This window comes from Bacillus andreraoultii, from assembly GCF_001244735.1.
GTDB classification, from domain to species: domain Bacteria; phylum Bacillota; class Bacilli; order Bacillales; family Caldibacillaceae; genus Caldifermentibacillus; species Caldifermentibacillus andreraoultii.
Genome location: NZ_LN868937.1, coordinates 1,650,797 through 1,671,094, shown reverse-complemented (window position 1 = coordinate 1,671,094; position 20,298 = coordinate 1,650,797). Strand labels below are relative to the sequence as shown.

The 20,298-nt window shown below is 34.7% G+C and carries 23 protein-coding genes; 5 read left to right on the top strand and 18 right to left on the bottom strand.

Going from position 1 to position 20,298, the window contains the following annotated elements; all coding sequences use genetic code 11:
• Positions 1–261: 261 nt before the first annotated feature.
• Both BN2144_RS13215 and BN2144_RS13210 read right to left on the bottom strand, forming a co-directional pair.
• Entirely contained in the window at positions 262–1,482 is a 1,221-nt protein-coding gene (locus BN2144_RS13215; protein ID WP_033828726.1) for an IS110 family RNA-guided transposase, read from the bottom strand.
• A gap of 243 nt (positions 1,483–1,725) precedes the next feature.
• Positions 1,726–2,661: a YndM family protein gene (locus BN2144_RS13210; protein WP_050632314.1), complete on the bottom strand. Its 936-nt coding sequence runs from the start codon at positions 2,659–2,661 to the stop codon at positions 1,726–1,728.
• Positions 2,662–2,869: 208 nt separating this feature from the next.
• On the opposite strand from BN2144_RS13210, the gene msrA reads away from it, so the two are divergent.
• Both msrA and BN2144_RS13195 read left to right on the top strand, forming a co-directional pair.
• Complete coding sequence (gene msrA / locus BN2144_RS13205) at positions 2,870–3,400, top strand: peptide-methionine (S)-S-oxide reductase MsrA (protein WP_033828725.1); 531 nt, start codon at positions 2,870–2,872, stop codon at positions 3,398–3,400.
• Positions 3,401–3,730: 330 nt separating this feature from the next.
• Complete coding sequence (locus BN2144_RS13195; RefSeq protein WP_033828723.1) at positions 3,731–4,876, top strand: MFS transporter; 1,146 nt, start codon at positions 3,731–3,733, stop codon at positions 4,874–4,876.
• A 306-nt stretch (positions 4,877–5,182) separates the two neighbouring features.
• On the opposite strand, the gene BN2144_RS13190 is transcribed toward BN2144_RS13195, so the two are convergent.
• From BN2144_RS13190 to BN2144_RS13180, 3 genes are read right to left on the bottom strand one after another with little or no spacing between them, the layout of a single operon-like run.
• Positions 5,183–6,313 (bottom strand): bifunctional cystathionine gamma-lyase/homocysteine desulfhydrase, encoded by a 1,131-nt coding sequence (locus BN2144_RS13190; RefSeq protein ID WP_033828722.1) that lies wholly within the window; start codon positions 6,311–6,313, stop codon positions 5,183–5,185.
• Between the two features lie 56 nt (positions 6,314–6,369).
• Entirely contained in the window at positions 6,370–7,284 is a 915-nt protein-coding gene (locus tag BN2144_RS13185; protein ID WP_033828721.1) for a PLP-dependent cysteine synthase family protein, read from the bottom strand.
• 17 nt (positions 7,285–7,301) lie between these two features.
• Positions 7,302–7,769, bottom strand: coding sequence for an S-ribosylhomocysteine lyase (locus BN2144_RS13180; RefSeq protein ID WP_033828720.1), 468 nt, complete (start codon positions 7,767–7,769; stop codon positions 7,302–7,304).
• A gap of 163 nt (positions 7,770–7,932) precedes the next feature.
• Here BN2144_RS13180 and BN2144_RS13175 point away from each other — a divergent pair, with 163 nt between their 5' ends.
• Positions 7,933–8,571, top strand: coding sequence for a class I SAM-dependent DNA methyltransferase (locus tag BN2144_RS13175; protein ID WP_033828719.1), 639 nt, complete (start codon positions 7,933–7,935; stop codon positions 8,569–8,571).
• Positions 8,572–8,689: 118 nt separating this feature from the next.
• On the opposite strand, the gene BN2144_RS13170 is transcribed toward BN2144_RS13175, so the two are convergent.
• Together BN2144_RS13170 and mscL are read right to left on the bottom strand one after the other, a co-directional pair.
• A complete protein-coding gene (locus BN2144_RS13170) occupies positions 8,690–9,595 on the bottom strand; it encodes a cysteine hydrolase family protein (RefSeq protein WP_050632313.1) in 906 nt (301 codons plus the stop codon).
• A 66-nt stretch (positions 9,596–9,661) separates the two neighbouring features.
• A complete protein-coding gene (gene mscL / locus BN2144_RS13165; protein WP_033828718.1) occupies positions 9,662–10,051 on the bottom strand; it encodes a large conductance mechanosensitive channel protein MscL in 390 nt (129 codons plus the stop codon).
• A gap of 100 nt (positions 10,052–10,151) precedes the next feature.
• On the opposite strand from mscL, the gene BN2144_RS13160 reads away from it, so the two are divergent.
• Positions 10,152–10,607: a cupredoxin domain-containing protein gene (locus BN2144_RS13160; protein ID WP_407638026.1), complete on the top strand. Its 456-nt coding sequence runs from the start codon at positions 10,152–10,154 to the stop codon at positions 10,605–10,607.
• Positions 10,608–10,742: 135 nt separating this feature from the next.
• On the opposite strand, the gene BN2144_RS13155 is transcribed toward BN2144_RS13160, so the two are convergent.
• The 11 genes from BN2144_RS13155 to BN2144_RS13105 form a co-directional block, all read right to left on the bottom strand.
• The gene (locus BN2144_RS13155; protein WP_033828716.1) at positions 10,743–11,588 is read right to left on the bottom strand and encodes a VOC family protein; all 846 of its coding nucleotides are present in this window, start codon (positions 11,586–11,588) and stop codon (positions 10,743–10,745) included.
• 318 nt (positions 11,589–11,906) lie between these two features.
• The gene (locus BN2144_RS13150; RefSeq protein WP_230199692.1) at positions 11,907–13,568 is read right to left on the bottom strand and encodes an IS1182 family transposase; all 1,662 of its coding nucleotides are present in this window, start codon (positions 13,566–13,568) and stop codon (positions 11,907–11,909) included.
• Between the two features lie 361 nt (positions 13,569–13,929).
• The gene (locus BN2144_RS13145) at positions 13,930–14,142 is read right to left on the bottom strand and encodes a hypothetical protein (protein WP_033828715.1); all 213 of its coding nucleotides are present in this window, start codon (positions 14,140–14,142) and stop codon (positions 13,930–13,932) included.
• 33 nt (positions 14,143–14,175) lie between these two features.
• Positions 14,176–14,379, bottom strand: a complete 204-nt coding sequence (locus BN2144_RS13140; RefSeq protein WP_033828714.1) for a hypothetical protein — start codon at positions 14,377–14,379, stop codon at positions 14,176–14,178.
• Between the two features lie 228 nt (positions 14,380–14,607).
• Complete coding sequence (locus BN2144_RS19545) at positions 14,608–15,201, bottom strand: DUF2599 domain-containing protein (protein WP_050632312.1); 594 nt, start codon at positions 15,199–15,201, stop codon at positions 14,608–14,610.
• Positions 15,202–15,960: 759 nt separating this feature from the next.
• Positions 15,961–16,140 (bottom strand): YozQ family protein, encoded by a 180-nt coding sequence (locus BN2144_RS13130; RefSeq protein ID WP_033828713.1) that lies wholly within the window; start codon positions 16,138–16,140, stop codon positions 15,961–15,963.
• Positions 16,141–16,563: 423 nt separating this feature from the next.
• Positions 16,564–16,914, bottom strand: coding sequence for a fluoride efflux transporter CrcB (gene crcB, locus BN2144_RS13125; RefSeq protein WP_033828712.1), 351 nt, complete (start codon positions 16,912–16,914; stop codon positions 16,564–16,566).
• The gene (gene crcB, locus BN2144_RS13120; RefSeq protein ID WP_033828711.1) at positions 16,911–17,309 is read right to left on the bottom strand and encodes a fluoride efflux transporter CrcB; all 399 of its coding nucleotides are present in this window, start codon (positions 17,307–17,309) and stop codon (positions 16,911–16,913) included. The genes crcB (BN2144_RS13125) and crcB (BN2144_RS13120) overlap by 4 nt, the downstream gene beginning before the upstream one ends.
• Before the next feature lie 14 nt (positions 17,310–17,323).
• Positions 17,324–18,772, bottom strand: coding sequence for a bifunctional ADP-dependent NAD(P)H-hydrate dehydratase/NAD(P)H-hydrate epimerase (locus BN2144_RS13115; protein WP_033828710.1), 1,449 nt, complete (start codon positions 18,770–18,772; stop codon positions 17,324–17,326).
• A 69-nt stretch (positions 18,773–18,841) separates the two neighbouring features.
• Positions 18,842–19,057, bottom strand: coding sequence for a DUF6501 family protein (locus BN2144_RS13110; protein WP_033828709.1), 216 nt, complete (start codon positions 19,055–19,057; stop codon positions 18,842–18,844).
• 102 nt (positions 19,058–19,159) lie between these two features.
• Positions 19,160–19,462: a metal-sulfur cluster assembly factor gene (locus BN2144_RS13105; protein WP_033828696.1), complete on the bottom strand. Its 303-nt coding sequence runs from the start codon at positions 19,460–19,462 to the stop codon at positions 19,160–19,162.
• A gap of 202 nt (positions 19,463–19,664) precedes the next feature.
• Between BN2144_RS13105 and BN2144_RS13100 the strand changes: the two genes are divergently transcribed.
• The coding region (locus BN2144_RS13100) for an MFS transporter (protein WP_033828708.1) at positions 19,665–20,298 on the top strand (634 nt) is incomplete at its 3' end.

Sequence of the window (20,298 nt, the reverse complement as noted above, 5' to 3'; positions counted from 1 at the left end):
TAAAAATCCAATTTGAAAAAGGTTGTCCTAAAAATGTGATATTCAAGAAAATTGAAATATCAAGGTTTTGAAACATGAAAAGGGGCATCCGAAAATCAAAGGACAGCCCCTTTCTTACCTCCAGTCAAGTAGTTTTTAAAACATTTTTGTACAAAGGAATAATTTTTATGTATGGGAGGGGGTACCCCATTTGCAACGACAAATAGACCTTACGAATTTTACTTTTTTCGAGGTCATCTATGATATATTTAAATCAACCATTTACGCACAGGAGATAGCTGTGTCGTAATCGTATGGTACATTGTGTTGAATAAGGTGAAAGATTAGTTTCAAAAACTTATTCATACACGCGATAATGGCAACCTTATGAGGCTTTCTCTGGGGTTGCGTTTTTAATTTGTCATAATAATCGACTAAGTGATTACTTGTTTTTTTGCGTAAGGTAATCATCGTTTTCATCATATAAAATAAAATTTTCCGTAATTTCTTATTTCCACGCTTGTTAATGCGATCTTGATAATGTGTATTGCCCGATTGATAGCGCATTATATCAATTCCCACATAGGCGTTTAATTGTTTATGGTTTTTAAAACGGCAAATATCGCCTAATTCCCCAATAATGCGCACAGCTGTAGTCTCCCCAATCCCAGGAAACGAAATAAGCACTTGAAATTCGGAACGGTCTTTCGAAAGTTCAACCATTTGTTTAACTAGCTGTTCCTTTTTTTCTTTTAAATCCGCAATGCGTTTTGCGTAATCCTTTACTTGTTCACACCTAACATCCGTTGAGGAAATAGCTGGATAAGATTCTTTGGCAACTTCTAATAAAATAATCGCTTTTTCTTCTGCACGCTTTAACGAAAGATTTTTTCGTGTATTGTCTTTTAGTCGGTTGCGAATCACCGTTTTAGAATGCGCTATTAGTACCGTCGGATGAGGATAAAGCTGCACGATGTTTAAAAACAATGCAGAACGTGGTGTAATAATCTGCTCTAACTCTGGGAAACTGAGTTGTAAAATGGCATGCATCCGATTCCATAAATGATTGATTTCTGTATCGACCTCATCATAATATCGCGTTAACGCACGAATCTGCTCATCGTATTCATCCTGTTGGTATGTATAGTCCCGTTCCATTTTAAAATGAGTTTTCGCCAGCTCATGTGCATCACTCTTATCTGTTTTATGCCGACGCATGGAAGCCATTTGAAGGTTTGCCTCTAATGGATTCATCCGGCTATACCTATACCCATGGTCGCATAAAAACTTCTCCAATCCTTTTGAATAAACGCCTGTCGCTTCAAAGACAATTTCAGGTGCTTGTCCATCAAGAATCTTTAATTGTTGTAATCGCTCATGAAGCAATTGAAAGCTAGAACGTGTATGTTCAATCTCACCTTCATACTCACATCGTTTATAACGGTCATATACCGTCATCACACTTTTCCCCATACTTACATCAAAAGCTACAACATGTTTCATATTTTCTTCTCCTTTTTAGCCATCCATAGAAGCCTTCACAGTGCCTTATCGATTCCATTTTCTTCTAGGACCCAACATACTAAACTGATTCAAATAAGGTTGTGAAGTAGGTCTGTTTTTGATACGGACTCTCTATTGGTCCCAGGGGCTGTTCGACCTTCCTTCACTTCTACTATAAACAAATAGTAGCACAAACCATGGCCTTGGTCTGTGCTACTAATGTTAGTATGTTTTTCCTAATTTTTATTTCGTCTTTTTATTCTCTTTTTTATCTTCATCTTGATTTAATTCTACTTGTCCATAAACTGGAAAATGTCCATAACCATCTAAATATGTTCCCCAAGTAGTATTATTATTTAATGCATTGTTGTCTACATTATGTTCATTTGATTGATTATTTTGTTCCCCTGGTTCCGGAAAAATTTCATCCCCGAATTCAGTGTCGTATCCCGCCGTGTTCGATCTAATTCTTGCTGTACTCGTCTCATTGTTTTCCTTGTAATTCGCTTGATTTGAATAAGTTGATTCAGTATTCGTTTCTTGACTAAAAACTGCTTGGTTAGGAGCAGGTTCACTAGATAGAGTCACCGATTGTAAATTTTTCGTTGCTAAGTCTTCAGAACCTTTATCAGTACTTTGGTTATAACCTTGGTTTGATTCATTTGTTTCGCCCGAAGTATTCGTTGATTCCGGTAATATTTCTTCTACAAACTCTGTATCCGACGTTTGTTGGCGATTTTTTGCTAAGCTAAAGTAATTCTCTTCACCCATTTCCGTTTGATAGCTTGGTGTTGTCTGATAAGTTGTAACTCGATTTTGTGTTTGCTCCGTTTCCGTAAGCACATTGCGCACAAGATAACGATGAAAAAACACTTCACCGACAGCAATCAATATTGCAGATAGAAAGCTCGCAACCCCGATACGAATTGGTTGCTCAATAATCATTGCCCCAATTAGCCATGTTCCAAAATAAGCTAGTCCAAAATCAGCTATTGTGGCCATTGTGTTTCCATAAGCAGGGAGTATGAACATATCACCTAACAAGTAAGCACCCATCGTTAATAATAAACTTATTGTTAAAATATCTCCAAAGGAAACACCATATAAAAACCCAAGTACAATTGATAACACAGCCAAAACCAATACAAATTTTATGAGTAGTGAACGTAAATGTTTCATAAAATCCTCCTTTATATTTTAATACGTTCACATTTAGATTGAGTTTATTTTCTTAATTTTATACGAAGGAAGTTTTCTATAAACTTTATAATAAAAACCCTTTTAAAATACTTTAAAGGGGATTTTTAATCATTTTAATTGTAATTCCATAAATTCATGTTAAAATTTTCATTATCCCGAAATGGATATATATGTAGGAGTTGATAAAATGAATAAAAAATTAGAAAAAGCTACATTTGCTGGTGGATGCTTTTGGTGTATGGTTAAACCTTTTGATCAATGGGATGGCGTTCAAAGTGTCATATCAGGATATTCTGGTGGTACGATTGAGAACCCAACATATGAACAAGTTAAAACAGGCTTAACTGGCCATTATGAAGTTGTTCAAATTACATATGACCCTTCTATAATAAAATATGAAACGATAATAAATATATATTGGCAACAAATTGACCCTACTGATCCAGACGGTCAATTTCAAGATCGTGGCAGTCAATACCGAACGGCAATTTTTTATCATACTGAAGAACAAAAAGAAATTGCTTGGAAAACAAAAGAACAACTAACAAATAGTGGTATGTTTAAAAAACCAATTGTAACTGAGATTTTACCAGCAGAACCATTTTACCCAGCGGAAGAATATCATCAAGATTTTTATAGAAAGAGTCCTAATGAATACAAAGAGGATCGACAAAGATCAGGAAGAGATGAATTTATTAAAGAAACTTGGCGTAAATAATGATGTGAAATTATTTAGGAGCTGTCCAGAAAGTTATATTTTCGATTTCCGGATGCCCCTTTTCATGTTTCGAAGGGCACATACAATCTTTCTATATACCCTTCGTTTCTTCGCATCCCCTTTTTTCACTGCAAAAAAGACTTCAGCAACATGACCTTGCAGCCGAAAAGAGTTTTTTCGGTGAACTTAAGGGAGGGCTTAGCTCCCGCCGAATCTTGAAAACCCAAGTTTTCCTTACATAGTTCAATTTCAATAATTTCGTAACGTTCCATGTTATACTTATAGTGAAACATGCGGTCCTGCACGAATGATAAGGAGAGGGGAGCTTCCATGCGTGCACTTCTATATATTTTAATTTTTATTTCATTTACTGATTTATTTGCGCAACTACCTATTACAAGTACATATGCTCGAAGTATCGGTGCAACAACTGGGTTCATTGGATTCATTGTTGGTGCTTATTCCCTTTCTAATTTATTTAGTAACCTTTATTCTGGCTATTTCGTTGACCGAAAAGGACCAAAGCTCACACTCCTTATCGGTTTTCTTATTAATGGGTTCATTCTCATTTTATATTCATTCGTTACTTCTCCATTTCAATTACTAGCGATCCGTTTTTTAAATGGTTTGAGCGCAGGAATTATTACCCCAGCAGCATTTACGTACTTATCACTCCTCAATAGAGGTAAAAAAAGCGGGAAAACTTTTGCTTTTTCAGGGGCTTCCGTTGGATTAGCAGCAATTTGTGGGCCCGCATTTTCCGGAATCATTGCTTCAAAAGCAGGCAGTGAAGTTGTTTATATAATCATTGGTTGTTTGATGATTTTAGCCTTTTTCATTACTTTATGCATGAAATCAGTAACAGTTTCACAAAACAATAGTAACCAAAAATCATCTCGTCAATTTTTTGAGTTATTTTCAAGTAAAGGTTTAGTATTTGCCTTTGTAGGGGCTATATGTTTATCCGCTTCTCAAGGAATTCTCGCTTATATGTTACCGTTGAAAGTATATCAATTAGAAATGGCTGACCATATTAGTGGGATGTTAATGAGTATTTTTGGTGTTATTGCGATTCTATTTTTTATGTTGCCTACCAATAAAGTTTATGACAGATTTTCGAATGAAATACTTTTACCAATCGGGATGATAATCATTTCAGTATCGCAGGCGATTTCAGGTTTTGGGCAGAATTTGACAACTTTACTAATCAGCATGATCATCTATGGTATTGGGTTTGCAATCGTGTTCCCTTCTATGAGTAATCTTGTAGCAAAGTATTCAAAACCAAAGAATCGAGGAACTGCCTTTGGTGTCTTTTATGCTTGCTATTCTTTAGGTTCATTTTTAGGAACGTCTTTGACCGGTGCTTTTTCTTTACCTCCAAGAGAAGGATTTTATGTTGCGACAATATTCCTATTTAGTATATCGATAGCTAGCCTTATGTTCATACGGAAAAAGTCTAGTTTTCACACATAAACAGTACTTTATTCCTATTTAAAAGAGGTGCGGGGCAAAAGTATTTCAGATATAAAAAACTTTAGACGCTTGAGACTTTAGGCAACCAAAGAGCCGTCGTTTGACGTAATACTTTTTGCGAGTGCAAGGTCATACTGCCGAAGCTTTTCTTAGAGCACGTAAGTATCGGAAAACCCGAACTTTTCATGTGACATTCAAATTCAACATTTCGTAATCGTTCGGGTTTTTTATGATTCTGTTATTTTTAATCAAATTTATTTGCTCTTACAAGGAACAATTTCGTTCTTTCCCAACCTCTTTTCCTTTTTATTCTATTGCTTGAGCTAAGTCATCCAATAAATCTTGAACATCCTCGATTCCTACAGAAATTCGTATTAATCCATCCGTAATACCCAATACTTCACGATGCTCTTTCGGTATTGAAGCGTGAGTCATTTTTGCTGGTAATGAAATTAAACTTTCCACAGCACCAAGACTTTCTGCTAGAGTAAAAAGTTTTGTTTTTGCTAATACTTGTTCAGCTAAATGACCGCTTCCAATATCAAATGAGAGCATACCACCAAATCCTCTAGATTGATTTTTATGTGTATCATAGCCAGTATGGGTAGAAAATCCTGGATAATAAACTTTCTTTACTTTCGGATGACTTTGTAAAAAATTAGCGATTGCTTTCGTATTCGTCTCAATTTCCTCCATCCGAAGTGCTAATGTTTTTATTCCCCGTATTAATAACCAGCTATCATCTGGACCTAATATTGCACCGACAGAATTTTGAACAAAATGCATTTCATTTGCGAGCTCTTCTGAAGATACAACAACAACTCCCGCAACAACATCACTATGCCCTCCTAAATATTTCGTCGCACTATGAAGAACAATATGTGCTCCTAATTCAATTGGATTTTGCCAATAAGGTGTCGCAAATGTATTATCAACAATTAATTGTAAATGATTTTCGTTTGCAATTTGAGCCATCTTCCGAATATCTGTTATTTTTAATAAAGGATTTGTCGGTGATTCGATATAAATTGCTTTCGTATTCAATTTGATCGCTTCATTTACCTTTTGTGCATCACTCGTATCTACAAAGCTAATATCAATATTATAACGACTCAATATTTTTGTTGCTAGCCGAAAAGTACCACCATATACATCATCTGTTAAGATAATGTGGTCACCACTTTTAAATAAGTGCATGACTGCTGATATTGCAGCCATACCTGAACTGAAAGCAAAACCTCGCACGCCACCTTCAAGGTCACAAATTAGTGTTTCTAAAGCCTCCCTTGTCGGATTGCCTGTTCGCGCATATTCGTATTTAAAATTTCCAACTCCATCTTGTTTAAACGTACTCGCATGCGATACTGGTATAGATACAGCCCCAGTTGTCTTGTCACGTGAAATTCCACCATGAATCATTAATGTTTTTTTACGCAAAAGAATTGCCCTCCCTTAAATTTGTTTCGAACGAGTAAAGATTTCATTCGAGTGAACTATCCGTAAATATTTGATGATAAATATCGCTCACTACTGTCTGGAAAAATAACGACTATATTCGTTCCGTCTTTTGCCTTTTCCGCTTCTTTTAAAGCTGCAGAATAAGCCGCTCCAGAAGAACTACCAACTAACATCCCTTCCAATTTAGCCAATTGTTTTACTTGGTAAAATGCCTCATTATCAGAAATCGTATAAATCTCATCAAAATACTCCGTTTTAACAAAACAAGGAATGAACTCCATTCCAATCCCCTCTGTTTTATGAGGACCTGGCTTGCCCCCGTTTAGAATAGAGCCCTCTGGTTCGACAACAACCGTTTTTGTATTTTTACAAATTTCTTTTACATATTGGGCGGTCCCGGTAAATGTACCACCGCTTCCCGCCCCAGCAATAAATATATCAATTTTTCCATCAAGATCATTTACAATCTCAGGTCCAAGTGTTTCATAATATGTTAACGGATTTACTTCATTCTCAAATTGTAAAGGGATGTATGAGTCTGGAATTTCCTTTGCCAATTCTTTTGCTTTGGCAATTGCACCAGCCATCCCCTCTTCTGTTGGTGTATTGATAACTTGAGCTCCAAGTGCCTTCATAAGGATTTGCTTTTCTATGCTGAATTTTTCTGGTACAACACAAATGACATTCACACTCGTATGAACAGCGGCTAAAGCAAGTCCAATCCCTGTATTTCCGGCTGTCGGCTCAATTACTGTACCATTTGCTGAAATTTTCTTTTTTTCTAATGCATCAGCTAACAACTTTTTCCCTAGTCGGTCTTTCACACTTCCACCTGGGTTCATATATTCTAATTTAGCATAAATATTTACTTTATGGCGAAGAGGATGTTTATTAATTTTTACTAACGGCGTCTTACCGATTACTTCACAAATATGATTGTATCGTCCCATTTCCTACACCCTTCACATTATGCAAATATTTCTTTCCATTCAGCTTTTTTTGCAAGCATTCCTTTTGCTATTTCTTGGGCCCCACGAAGACTATGACTAGCAGCCCAACCACATTGTACTTCATTGCAGGCTGGTACTTCAGTCGCACCAACTACGTCTCGTAATGTTTTCTCTAAAACCTCTAAAAATTTATCATAATCACCATCATTAATAATAGAAATATAAAATCCTGTCTGACATCCCATTGGGCTCACATCAAAAATTGTATCATGGTGATTACGAATATATTCAGCCATTAAATGTTCTAAGGAGTGAAGTGAAGGCATTTCCATATGTTCTTTATTTGGTTGACAGAAACGAACATCATATTTAAAGATTTTATCACCATTTGCCCCTTCACTAACCCCTGCAAGACGAACATATGGTGCTTTTACTTTTGTATGATCTAAATTAAAACTTTCAACATTCATTTTTTTAATTTCCATAACGATTTACCTCCGATTAATTAATTCCTACTTTATTAGTATGATATGTTTATAGTAAGTTGTCAAAACAAAATAATTGAAATGTTTAATTGTTGACAAATTTTATTTTTAAATCATACTATACACATATGAATTATTTGATTAATCTTATGGAGGAATTAGTATGGGAAGAGAATTTGATGAACTTTTTGATGAATGGGCTGTTTCATATGATGATACGGTAATTGGAAATGATATCGAATATCGTGAAGTTTTCCTTCATTACGAACATATATTAAATCAAGTAGCAAATAAAGCATCTGGGACAGTTTTAGAATTTGGTGTTGGCACTGGAAATTTAACAAAAGTGCTATTAAAAAAGGGGCTCCATGTCATTGGTATTGAACCATCCAAAGAAATGAGGGCAATTGCCAAACAAAAAATGCCCCATCTCGAACTCTATGATGGTGATTTTCTCTCATTTCCAACATTTGCTACTCCAATCTCAACAATTGTTAGTACGTATGCATTCCATCATTTGACTGATAATGAAAAAGAGGAGGCAATTAAAAACTTTGAAAATTTATTAGAGCGTAACAGGAAGATTATTTTCGCTGATACTATTTTTGAATCGATTGAGGTTAAAAAGAATAGGATTGAAGAAGCAAAATTGAATGGTTTTTCAAGATTACAGAAAGATCTAGAAACAGAATACTATACGACAATTCCTGTATTAAGAAAAATATTTGAACGTCATCGTTTTCACGTTCGATTTACACAAATGAATCAATTTGTTTGGATTATCGAAGCTGAAAAGCAATAATTATTCTTACTCTGCCTTTATTCACCATATTCATTTATATTTTTCTAACAAAATAACTATATATTAACTAAATCTACAACAATAACCGAGACAGTTCATTTGTCTCGGTTATACATGATTATAATTCCAATGAACGAGATTCAACAAGATGGATACCATAATTTTGAACGAGTTGCTTATAAACAGCCTCTGTATCGTCTTCAAATCCAGGAATGGAGCTCATACAATCTTCTAATAAATAGATTTTACTTGTGTTTTCCCGTTCTCGTGAAAAATATTCTATCAGTTGAATTACCGACTCAAGAACACAATGAGACTTTGCTTCCCCGGCAATCACAATTTGGTCGTACTCCTTCATCTTCTGAAGTAATTCTATATTTTCTCCTACCGTATCACTGTATTCAGGGCGGAAAATACCATACATTTCTGTTGTAGGATACTTCCCTTTGACAATCGGCATGACATTTGTCCCACGTACAACGGAATGAAAATAAATGAGGTTAGCAAGCTGGCCTTCCAATGCAGCTCCAAATGTACCTTCAATACAATGATACGGCCAAATACATAACTTTTTTTTTCCTTCCCTTTCAAGATTAAGTACATATTGCTTACTTTCTTCAACTTTATAAATTGGATGCCACTTCCCACTTTCTATATCGTCGCTTGAAATGATTGTTAGCGGCTTCGGATACTTCCCATTATCGTCTACCCACCAACTAGGATGGAAGATTTGTATCGGTTCATGCGTATCTAGAGAAAAAGCTATTGTAGTAACTTTATGTAAATTATGATATAAAAATTTCGTTACATTTTTTACATCTTCATGTGCACCTGGAACACCAAGTGCTCCATTTTCCATGAAATCATTTTGAAAATCAATTCCTAAAAATAAAATCTTCTTTTGATCTTCTTCTGATGGCTTTACTATCTCATCGTCTGCTAGTGACAAAATTCGATTTAAACGAGCATGACTAGTACCAATTTTATTAACATCAACAATTTGTTCAAATGGTGTTTTCAACATTAAAACGCCCTCCCCATGGACAAGCAAATATATTTTCCTATCTCCTATGTTATCATATTTTTTTAATTATTCACTACTCGAAGTTTCTTTTCTTAATAAATCACGTATTTCCGTTAATAACTGTTCCTCTTTAGAAACCTCTTCTTTCTCTTCCTCTTTTGTTTCCTCATGTTTCTCTCTAATATTTTCTAGTTTATTAAAGACTTTTACAATGAAAAACAATGACAACCCAATAATAAAAAAGTCTACAATTGATTGGATAAAACTTCCATAATGAATGTCTTTATAAGCTAAATCAGAAAAACTCTCTTTCCCTATAAATAAGGAAAAAATTGGCATAATAAGATCGATAACAAGTGAGCTTACAATTTTATTGAATGCTGTTCCAATTATGACTCCAACAGCTAAATCAATAACATTCCCCTTTACGGCAAACTCCTTAAACTCTTTCCACATTTTCATGCTCCTATCATTGTGAATGTTCTAATATTTCACTAATATTCTCTTTCCGATTGCATATAGTGTAGTAGACAAGCTAAAAAAGGGGGAGATGTTCTTGAGTCATTTTACCGTTATTCGTGGTCGTCAACTTGGCAAATTTATTATTTTTGTCATATTTATTGTTGCTGCCTTTATTTGGTATTCTTTTCAGTATAAAGTATTTTCAGCAACAGATGTTGTCGCAAAAGAACAAATTAGAGAAATTCATATGGTCACAGGCGAATTTTCAACAAAAACAGCGACTGGGAAAAAAATTGAAGCGTATCGATTTGATCCAGGGACAATATTTTTAGAAAAAGATGAGAAAGTATTGCTTAAAATTTATGGCGTTAACGGTGAAGAACACCCATTTATCATTGAAGGTACAGATATAAAAGGGACCGTAAAAAAGGGCAAGGAAACGACAATTCCACTAACGTTTAAAAAAGAAGGCACATATCGACTTATTTGTGTAGCGCATCCTGATTATGCGAGAAATGGACCAATGATTGCCTATATCGTAGTCGATTAAACCATAAAAAGCTGTTTCATTTTCAATGTCGTTTTGTAGGACATTGAGTAATTTGAAAACAGCTTTTTCTATGTTATTGGATATACTTAACTATAACAACTGCTTTTATACTTTTGATGGTATAGTAGCTTATGATCAGACACTTAAATGAATCAGATTATTCGATGGATCTCTTGTAATATATAAATTGCCCTTTCTTTCAACCACTATTCCGAGGTCAATTAAGTTTTTAACAACTTCTTCCCTTCTAACTTCATTAGGAAATTTTATTGAATACCATTTTAAACCGACACTATTTTCAGATGGTCTTGGAGCATTTACCCCTGCCCACGTATTAATAGCAATATGATGATGGTACTTTCCGGAAGAAAGGAAAACCGCCTGAGGATAGTAACTAACAATATCAAAGCCTAATCCATCAACATAAAATTGTTGTACACTTTCAAGATTATGAACATGTAAATGTATATGACCCATCGTTGTTCCATTAGGTAAACCTGCCCAAGAAGCAGTACTTTCTCCAAGGATATCCGTTCCATTCAGCTGCAATGTATCCATATGAACCAACCCATTACTCCATTTCCATGTGTTTCTAGAGCGATCGCAATACACTTCGATTCCATTTTCATCAGGATCAACTAAGTAAATGGCTTCACTTACTAAGTGGTCACTTGCAGCGAATGGATACTGCGTTTGTATTAGATGACGCAAAAATACTGATAAGTCGCCTCGAGTCGGAAGTAATATAGCAAAATGGTATAAACCTGTCGTTCTCCCTGTTTTTTTCATAACATTATCTAGTGCATATAAATGCAATAAAGGTGTTTTACCATCGGCAGTTAGTGTTGCCTCGTTACCTGTTTGCTGTAATAGTTGCAACCCAATAATTTCTTTATAAAATGTAATCGACCTTTCTAAATTCGCTACTTTTATTGATACTTGATTAATATATAAATTTGGACTCTCGTGAAATTTCCCCACGTGTTCTCTCCTCCTCCAAACAATATTTTAAAATATAATTAATTCGAGATATATGAATTAATTATAAATATATCCAATTTATTATTTTATGTCAACAAATTCGTTCTATCGAAATATTTAAATAATGAATCTGTAGAAAAATAATACAAGAAGATACGTTCGAAAAAGATGTAAAGAAACCCCGCGTCCAAGCCTTTAGGCGACCAAAAGACTAGAGTTCGTTTTCGGCTGCGATATCATGCTGCTAAAAGCGCACAAGAAAAGTAGAAATTTGAAAATTTATACTTTCCTATAAGAAAAAAAGAGGCTGGGACATAACTAGCCAAAAGTAGTATATAAAAAGGTTCCAGGCAATAAAAAATTTGCTTGGAACCTTTTTTGTGGGGTTTTTCCATTTCTCGTCACTATTTTACCGCTGATGGCGGTGACTTTTCTCATATTCACCGCCATCAACGCAAAGGCTAATTCATTTTTCACTTTCTGTTTTCCTCTGACGGAAAAACGAGTGAAACCTAAATTAGCCTTCAGAAAACCGAACGCTGGTTCTACATCAATTTTACGTTTTCCGTAAATTTCACCAGTTTTCTCGTCTGAAAGCTTCGTACGTACATATTCTTTTTGGGACTCCCACTTTTCATTTATGTAGACTTTTCGGTTGTTCCCTTCTTTTGCTTTCGTGCATAAATCGCGGAGTGGACAATCCGAACAGTCCTCACACTCGTACACTTTAAATTCACGGGTGAATCCGTACCTGTCTGTTCGTTTGGAATGATGGCTAAATCGTACTTTCCGACCATTTGGGCACAGAAAAGTATCTTCGTCCTCATTATATTCCCAATTATCTACATGAAAAGCGTTGTCCTTATGCTTCTTTTTCTTCTCCTTTCGATATTGATTGTATGTAATAAGTGGCGTTCGATTTCGATTCTCGATGATATCTTCATAATTCTGTTCGCTACCATATCCTGCATCCGCGACAATGAATTCCGGAAGCTCGAAAAAGTTTTCTTCAATCGTGTCGAGAAAAGGAATTAAAGTGCGTGTATCGGTCGGGTTTGGGAAAACATCGTAAGCGAGCACATATTGACCTTCCGTCGCAATTTGGACATTGTAACCAGCTTTCAATTGACCGTTCTTCATGTAGTCGTCCTTCATGCGCATAAACGTCGCATCTGGGTCCGTCTTTGAGTAACTATTGCGATCACCGAAAATCTCCATATCGTTTTGATACTTTTGTTTGCGAGTAATGTAATCCATCCATTGCTTCCGAGATTGTATGGGTAATTTGCGTTCGGAACGGAGCTTTTTCCGTTCACTCCCAACTTCAGATACTTCAATCTTTTTATTATATTCCTCGATTTTCTCGTCTAACTTTTCGACTACTTCTTCCATTTCTTTGACGGAAAGTTCCTCTTCCTTTTCTCGCTCTATTGCTGGGATGATCTCCTTCTCTAGCAGCTCATCATACAGTTGATTGGACTTTTCAATTAGCTTATCACTATATCTTTCAATGGACTTCCGCCATACAAAGGTGAACTTATTTGCGTTTGCTTCAATTTTTGTACCATCAATAAAAATGGCTTCCTCTTCAATCAATTCCTTTTCCACGAGCTGATTTCGGAACTGGACAAAGCATTCACGTAGGATGTTTTCAATGAGTGGATTAGAACGGAAGCGATTGATGGTGCGATAGCTAGGTTCATGTCCTTGAGCTAGCCACATCATGCGGATACTATCCTGTAATAAAGCTTCTATTTTACGGCCGGAAAACACGGATTGCGTATATCCACACAAAATGACTTTCAACATCATACGAGGATGATACGCGGGACGGCCGGTTTGTCGTATGAAGTCCTCGAAAGCTTCTTCGGGAATACTCTCGACAAGATCATTGATCGCAAAAGCAATATCGTTTTCTTTCAACTTAATTTCTAAATTTAGCGGTAAAACTACTTGATTCATGTTATAATGTTTAAACATAAGGGCACCTCCAAAATTATTGTTTCGTCACTTTAATTTTATCAAAAGGTGCCCTTTTTGTTTACTAGAATTGTGACAAAAAAGGCGTTGGGTCTACACTTTTTAGTGTAAGCTCCAACGCCTTAATTTTTATTTTACTAAAGTTTTGTCCCAGTCTCTTTCGATTTCCTCAATTTTTTATGTTTTATATTTCATACAACGTCTAATGAAAAATCAGCTTTAATATATCTTTAAGAAACAATGAAATAAAGGTGATTATGCTATATATCCCAATAACTAACAATGAGAATATAAAAATTTTTTTATTAGACGAGAATATTTCTTTTAATTCCACTTAACCAACTCACTTGATGTATTATATTCACTTGATATATCCTAGTGATTTACAAGATTTCTTTATCGGTTTAAATTTAGGTGACCAAGTCTTACAAAATCTTTTTGCCCCTAATTTATATAAATCATTAATTAAATTATTCATAAGTGCTTGCCCTATAAATACCATAGCAGCTATAGTTGCAGCAAGTTTGAGAGTGGCTTTATATGAAGCAGTTACATAAGGATTACTACTTTCCATTTGGATTTTCGCCTCTATGAAAGGTGATGCCTGTTAATCAGATAAATTCAAAAAGGTTGCTTTAACATTAGATATTTCCTCACTAGTTAGCCCACTTTTTTTAGCTTGTATATCGTCAAATGATGAAAAATTAGTTTTAGTTTCATTTAACTCTAATAGCTTTATGATTAATAACCCTTTTTCCTCTTGATCGTTTAAATCATTGGTTGCGCTGTTAGCACTTGCAGAAATAGGCAAGACCTCAAGAACAAAGCTAACGTTAAAACTATCGCAAGAGATTTAAACAGACTCTTTTTGATAGTGCTTTTCAACTAAACCAACTCCCTTTATAAGTATTTATTCCACATATGCTGATTCTATACATAATCGCATAAACATAGTGAGTAGAATCGACCTTTTTACGTATTATAAAAATAAAATTATAGATTTGTTATGGTTTGATACCGAAAACAGATCGCATTATTATTATTTTGGATTGCAAGCTTTTGCAACTACTTTTGCATAATTACTAGTTTTGCGCCATGGTTCTAAATTCCATGGATTTTTTAAACCTCTTACCGTCTCTGCATGGCACCGTAATTGCGCCTTCATGCTTGCGGTATTTTTCCAATGCTTACTCCCTTTATGTTTATTATATACTACTTGCCATCTGTATTTTTCGTAGTGAGCTTGGACGACTGGATTAGGGTGTTTCGTCCATGCAAGTTTTTTAGGGTAAACAGATAAAGTGATTCCGTCAGATCGTTTTCTCCAATTAGATTTGGAGTAATAATCGGAAAATTTGGTCGGTGGATTTTTAGCTGCTAAAGTTGCTACACTGTTATTCATGCCGAAATGTTCCCGTTCAAATCTTTCTAATTCACTTGTTTCATACACAGCATAAACAGCATCTTCACTTAATGGATCACCTGATAGTAAGGCTATAAAGAAATCCCCATCAGCAAAATCAATTTCACTTGCCTTTTTTGGAGTGTACTCATAACCTAAATTATCAGTCTCTGCATTCGCAGTAATTGGAACAGTAGAAAAAATCAGAATAGAAACAAGTAAGAACCCCAAAGTTTTTTCATTTCTCCGTCTCCTTTTACATTTATTATTCTACTTATTGCAATGATTACATTTATTTAAAAAAATGGCAATTTTTGTGTTATAATATTGTGACAAAGGATTAAGGAGGATTTTAAATGTTAGGAGAAGAATTCACTTTGCTAGCACCCTTGTTTTATCTTATACTTTTTTTCACGATAGTCAATTTTCTATATTTATTTTCTTTCAGAATAAAATTAAAAGTAATTATTATGTGCTGTTTAACTCATTATTTTTTTTAGTAATAGCCTTAGTGCTATTATTTCAAGAGGGAATTATAGTTGATGAGTTTAACAAGTCACCGGGTTCTATGAATTTAACCCTTTCAATCATTTCAGGGGTAGTATTCTTATTAAGTTTATTTTTTATAAACAAAAAGAAAATAAGTAAATAATGTTAAAAAATCAATAATTAAACCACTATTGGAATGTAAAAAATGGCATTAGTTCTTTATTGCATTGGACTAATGCCATTTCGTTTCGTCATCATAAATTATTTATGTCTATTTGATCATATATACTATCACTGTCGTTATCGTTTCCGTTGATATCTTGTTGGTCTTGTGGTTTTGGAGCGTCCAAGCCTTTAGGCGACCAAAAGACTAGAGTTCGTTTTCGGCTGCGATATCATGCTGCTAAAAGCGCACAAGAAAAGTAGAAATTTGAAAATTTATACTTTCCTATTAGCAAAAAAGGGTTGCTCATATTTAAACAACCCATTATTTTTTAATTTCTACATATTATCGTTTTGCTCAACTACATACTGGTCAACTGTACCCTCCATATAATTATCAGAAATTTGTTCATGAGTCACACTAAGGCCTTTTTGAAACTGATTTTTATTTTCTTTTGTTCTCATACTTGGGTCATAGTGTTTTCCCGCTAATTGACTAGACTCCTTATAATAATCCATATTTCGGCACTCCTTTTTTAAGTTAATATAACGACTTCTTTTTTAACAAATTTTCGTTATACTTTTATTTTGCCTATTTTTACGTAAAGAACACACATTTATTTCAAGAAATAACTTCCATTCCATAATTTTATTAAGCTTTAACCTTAAACGTTTGGACAAATTTAAGACATGAAAAAAGGTAGGTGGGAACCAACTGAAAACACATTATGATTCTAGACAATATCAAGAAAATATCGATCAATATAAAATACCAAAAGCAGTGAAACATTCAAATCGTGGAATTTATCAAGTTGGATATGAGGCTACAACTGGAAATCATACAAATTTAGGTAAAAAGAAAAAGAAGTAATAAAAACGGGTTCCAAGATCAGTCATCTTTGGAACCCGTTAATGAATCAATTTACGGTTTGCTTATAAAAATTAATTCCTTCCGATTAAAACCCCGACAATTGCGGCTATCATTCCAAGTATAATACTTACAATTAGATAGATTATTGCTTGACGAGATTGTTTAGTCTCCAGAAACTTACTAATTTCAACGATAAATGTGGAAAATGTCGTAAATGCACCTAGAAAGCCGACTCCAAAAACCAAATAAAGCTCTGACTTAACTTCTATTACAAGTAAAACCCCTAATAAAAATGAACCTACGATATTTACGAAAAGAGTTCCTAAAGGAATATAACCCCATTTTTTATTGAAGTAACTACTCATATAATACCGACAAATTGCTCCAAAAAATCCACCAATTGCAACTAACAATCCGTTCATTGTGAATTTAACCGATCCTTTCTCATGCCCAACGACCGCAACTTTCGACCTATATACATTCCAAACATAGCGAGGACTAAACCAAGTATAATTGAGACCGCTAAATAGACAATACTAAATAAATACTCGTGTCCTTCTATTAAATCGATTATATCATTACTAAACGTAGAAAATGTTGTAAAGGAACCGATAATACCTGTTGTTATAGCTGTATACATTTTTGTTTGTTGAAAATTTTTTGTTGAGAAATAACTTGACAAAAAACCAAGTAAAAATGATCCAACTATATTAACGGTTAAAGTCGCAAAAGGAAAATGTGCACTTTTTACTATTAATGTGGCGCAATAACGCAATAAACTTCCGATTATTCCACCAATTCCTATATATAGCCACATATTCCCACCTCAACTCATTTTTGTGACTGCAATCGATTCAAAACAGTACCTAGAACAGATGTTAAGTCACTTGCGACAATCGTTCGTTCATTATGATTTCGAACAAGTTCATCAGCACAAAAACCATGTAAATAAACCGCATTATTCACAGCACTTTTTATATCATTTTCACTACAAATAAGACCAAGAATCATTCCAGTTAACGTATCACCGGAACCCCCTTTTGCTAATGCAGCATTTCCTGTCGTGTTAATAAACCCGGTTCCATCAGGATATGCAATGACGGTATTCGCACCTTTTAAAACAACTATTAAATTATTTTCTTTAGCGTATGTACTTGCAAGGTGTAACCGATTTGCTTGAATTTCCTTTATGCTATAACCGGTTAATCGACTAAACTCTCCTGGATGAGGCGTAATAAGAACCGGTGCTTTCCTTATTTTATATGTTCTTTTATACAATGCCCCTGCATCTAAGATAATTGGTATATCAAAACCCCATACTTTTTCGAGAAGATGTTCGATTTGATCGCGGTCGGTTAAACCGGGACCAATTGCCATCGCCTTAATATTAGAAGGAAACGAATTCGTTGTTAAAGTTTGTAATCCCCCATGGAGAAACGTTGCCTCTGGTAATTTCGTCGCAATGATCCCTGATGCATGAGAGCTCGTTGCAATGATTAATTTCCCAATACCAATCTTCATTGCACCTAAACCTGCTAATAAGGCGCTACCAGGCATCTCATCTGTCCCAGCAACGAGCAGCCCTGTACCAAACGTTCCTTTATGCGAATCACGTCCCCTCCTCTGTAATGAGTGATTGACATCTTCCCTCGTCCATATTCGCCAATTGGAGCTGTGAGGTAGACCAATATCAATGCTTTCAACCTTACCGAAATATTGATAAGAAGGAGAAAGAAATGTGGCAGGTTTAAATCCGTGTAAAGAAAATGTATAGTGAGCTTTAAAGGCAACTTCGACATCGCCGCAATCCGCTTGTACTCCTGTTGGTAAATCAATGGCAATTCTCAATGCATATTGTTTATTACACCATTCTAGCAGAGCTTGAAATGATTTATTTAATGGCAGTCTTGTCCCTACTCCTAATAAAGCATCAACAATCGTATCGTAATTTTGATCATCAACCTTATTCGCTGATGTATAGCCTAAACTTTTATAGTAACGAAAATGTTCCTTTGCAGCATCCGTTTTTGATTCTCCAAATGGAAATGTTAATTCAACATCATAACCTACCTGCTTTAAGTAACGAGCTAACACAATACCGTCTCCACCATTATTTCCACGTCCACTTAATATTAAAATTCGATTTGTTTTCGGCACGATTTGTTTAATTTTCTCAAATAAACCTCTACCAGCTAACTCCATTAGTGTATTTCCTGACAAACCGTTTCTCTCTGCCGTATCATCTGCATTCCTGATATCACTCTCATTGTAGATCCACATGATACGTTCCTCCCATTATTTGATATTTTCATGTTCTTAACCATAGAAAAGAAAAAATCCCTGCGTCACTCAGGAATTTTCTCTCACATCGATAAAATACTCTTTATAGTATCCGCCAATTCGTCCAGAATTATCGAGTACAAAATAAAACTCATCTGTTTCATTTTTCACTTCATAAACTTTATCAACTGTTAACATATGATTAACCATATATTTTTTTGCATTTGTATGTACACATTTAACGTTTTTTATCGTCTTTCTTTCTTGCCAATCTTTATGAATCATGATCGTTCAACTCCTTCTGTAAACATTATAGAAGTGAATGCTAGTGAAATCAATAGATGTAAGATAAAAAACCGATTGATATCACAATCGGTTTTTTTACGATTAATTTATTCCAATCAGTTCTCTTTTCATCTTTTCATTTAGTCGATTAGGGTTCCACTTAACTGCTTCTTTAACAACGATAACTTTATTTATTCCTTCAACAGACAGAGCTGCAAACTCCACACCGGAACAAATATAATCTTGCTGTACTAAGTCATCGGTTAAAAAAACTAAAGAAATTTTAACTGTAGATTCATTAACGATTTCGATATGATCTACATAGCCTAAATCAACAATATTCACACCAATTTCGGGATCAAATACATATTTTAATTCATTATATATATTTTCCTCGAGATTCATCTTAAACCCCTCCAAAATATATTCTAACCTTATTATAAAAGGAATATTTTCCTATGTTTGTTAAAGATATAACAATATTGTGTCAGTATTCAATATAACATAATGAACGTCCATATTTCTACTTAACTTGTTTTACCATCTTTTTTTAAAATTTTACTACATATAATAAAACCATCACGTCTATGAGAAATGGAGAATCAGAATGGAATACATCGATACACTTTGGGAAAAGTATGAGTCGAGTGAGGAACGTGAAAAGAAGAAAAAAGAAAAACAACTAGATGATAAGCGCTGGGCGATTGTATCGATTGCATCAATACCTCTTGTAATGACTTTAGGAAATTCAATGTTAATACCCATTTTGCCAACAATGGAAAAAGAATTAGATATCACTTCTTTCCAATCAAGTTTAATTATCACAGTTTATTCAGTAGTCGCCATTTTATTTATTCCCATTGCTGGGTATTTATCTGACCGCTTAGGTAGAAAGAAAGTCATTATTCCGAGTCTTCTACTTACAGCAATTGGTGGGGCAATTGCCGCATTTTCTTCATGGCAAATGCAAAGTGGTTACTGGCTTGTCCTTATCGGGAGAACATTACAAGGTGTTGGTGCGGCAGGTGCTTTCCCAATCGTTTTACCATTAGTTGGCGATATGTTTCGTTCAAAGGAAAAAGTTAGTTCATCACTAGGAATAATCGAAACCGCCAATACACTCGGAAAAGTTTTAAGTCCAATCCTCGGTTCGCTACTTGCTAGTATTATTTGGTTTCTACCTTTTGTAACAATTCCAATATTTTGTACCATTTCAATTTTCATGATGATTTTCTTAGTAA

Bases quoted from the DNA above. Each gene is read 5' to 3' on its own strand.
- BN2144_RS13215 (WP_033828726.1), bottom strand. From the start codon at position 1,482: ATGAAACATGTTGTAGCTTTTGATGTAAGTATGGGGAAAAGTGTGATG.
- BN2144_RS13210 (WP_050632314.1), bottom strand. From the start codon at position 2,661: ATGAAACATTTACGTTCACTACTCATAAAATTTGTATTGGTTTTGGCT.
- msrA (WP_033828725.1), top strand. From the start codon at position 2,870: ATGAATAAAAAATTAGAAAAAGCTACATTTGCTGGTGGATGCTTTTGG.
- BN2144_RS13195 (WP_033828723.1), top strand. From the start codon at position 3,731: ATGCGTGCACTTCTATATATTTTAATTTTTATTTCATTTACTGATTTA.
- BN2144_RS13185 (WP_033828721.1), bottom strand. From the start codon at position 7,284: ATGGGACGATACAATCATATTTGTGAAGTAATCGGTAAGACGCCGTTA.
- BN2144_RS13180 (WP_033828720.1), bottom strand. From the start codon at position 7,769: ATGGAAATTAAAAAAATGAATGTTGAAAGTTTTAATTTAGATCATACA.
- BN2144_RS13175 (WP_033828719.1), top strand. From the start codon at position 7,933: ATGGGAAGAGAATTTGATGAACTTTTTGATGAATGGGCTGTTTCATAT.
- BN2144_RS13170 (WP_050632313.1), bottom strand. From the start codon at position 9,595: ATGTTGAAAACACCATTTGAACAAATTGTTGATGTTAATAAAATTGGT.
- mscL (WP_033828718.1), bottom strand. From the start codon at position 10,051: ATGTGGAAAGAGTTTAAGGAGTTTGCCGTAAAGGGGAATGTTATTGAT.
- BN2144_RS13150 (WP_230199692.1), bottom strand. From the start codon at position 13,568: ATGTTTAAACATTATAACATGAATCAAGTAGTTTTACCGCTAAATTTA.
- BN2144_RS13145 (WP_033828715.1), bottom strand. From the start codon at position 14,142: ATGGAAAGTAGTAATCCTTATGTAACTGCTTCATATAAAGCCACTCTC.
- BN2144_RS13130 (WP_033828713.1), bottom strand. From the start codon at position 16,140: ATGGATTATTATAAGGAGTCTAGTCAATTAGCGGGAAAACACTATGAC.
- crcB (WP_033828712.1), bottom strand. From the start codon at position 16,914: ATGAACGGATTGTTAGTTGCAATTGGTGGATTTTTTGGAGCAATTTGT.
- crcB (WP_033828711.1), bottom strand. From the start codon at position 17,309: ATGTGGCTATATATAGGAATTGGTGGAATAATCGGAAGTTTATTGCGT.
- BN2144_RS13115 (WP_033828710.1), bottom strand. From the start codon at position 18,772: ATGTGGATCTACAATGAGAGTGATATCAGGAATGCAGATGATACGGCA.
- BN2144_RS13110 (WP_033828709.1), bottom strand. From the start codon at position 19,057: ATGATTCATAAAGATTGGCAAGAAAGAAAGACGATAAAAAACGTTAAA.
- BN2144_RS13105 (WP_033828696.1), bottom strand. From the start codon at position 19,462: ATGAATCTCGAGGAAAATATATATAATGAATTAAAATATGTATTTGAT.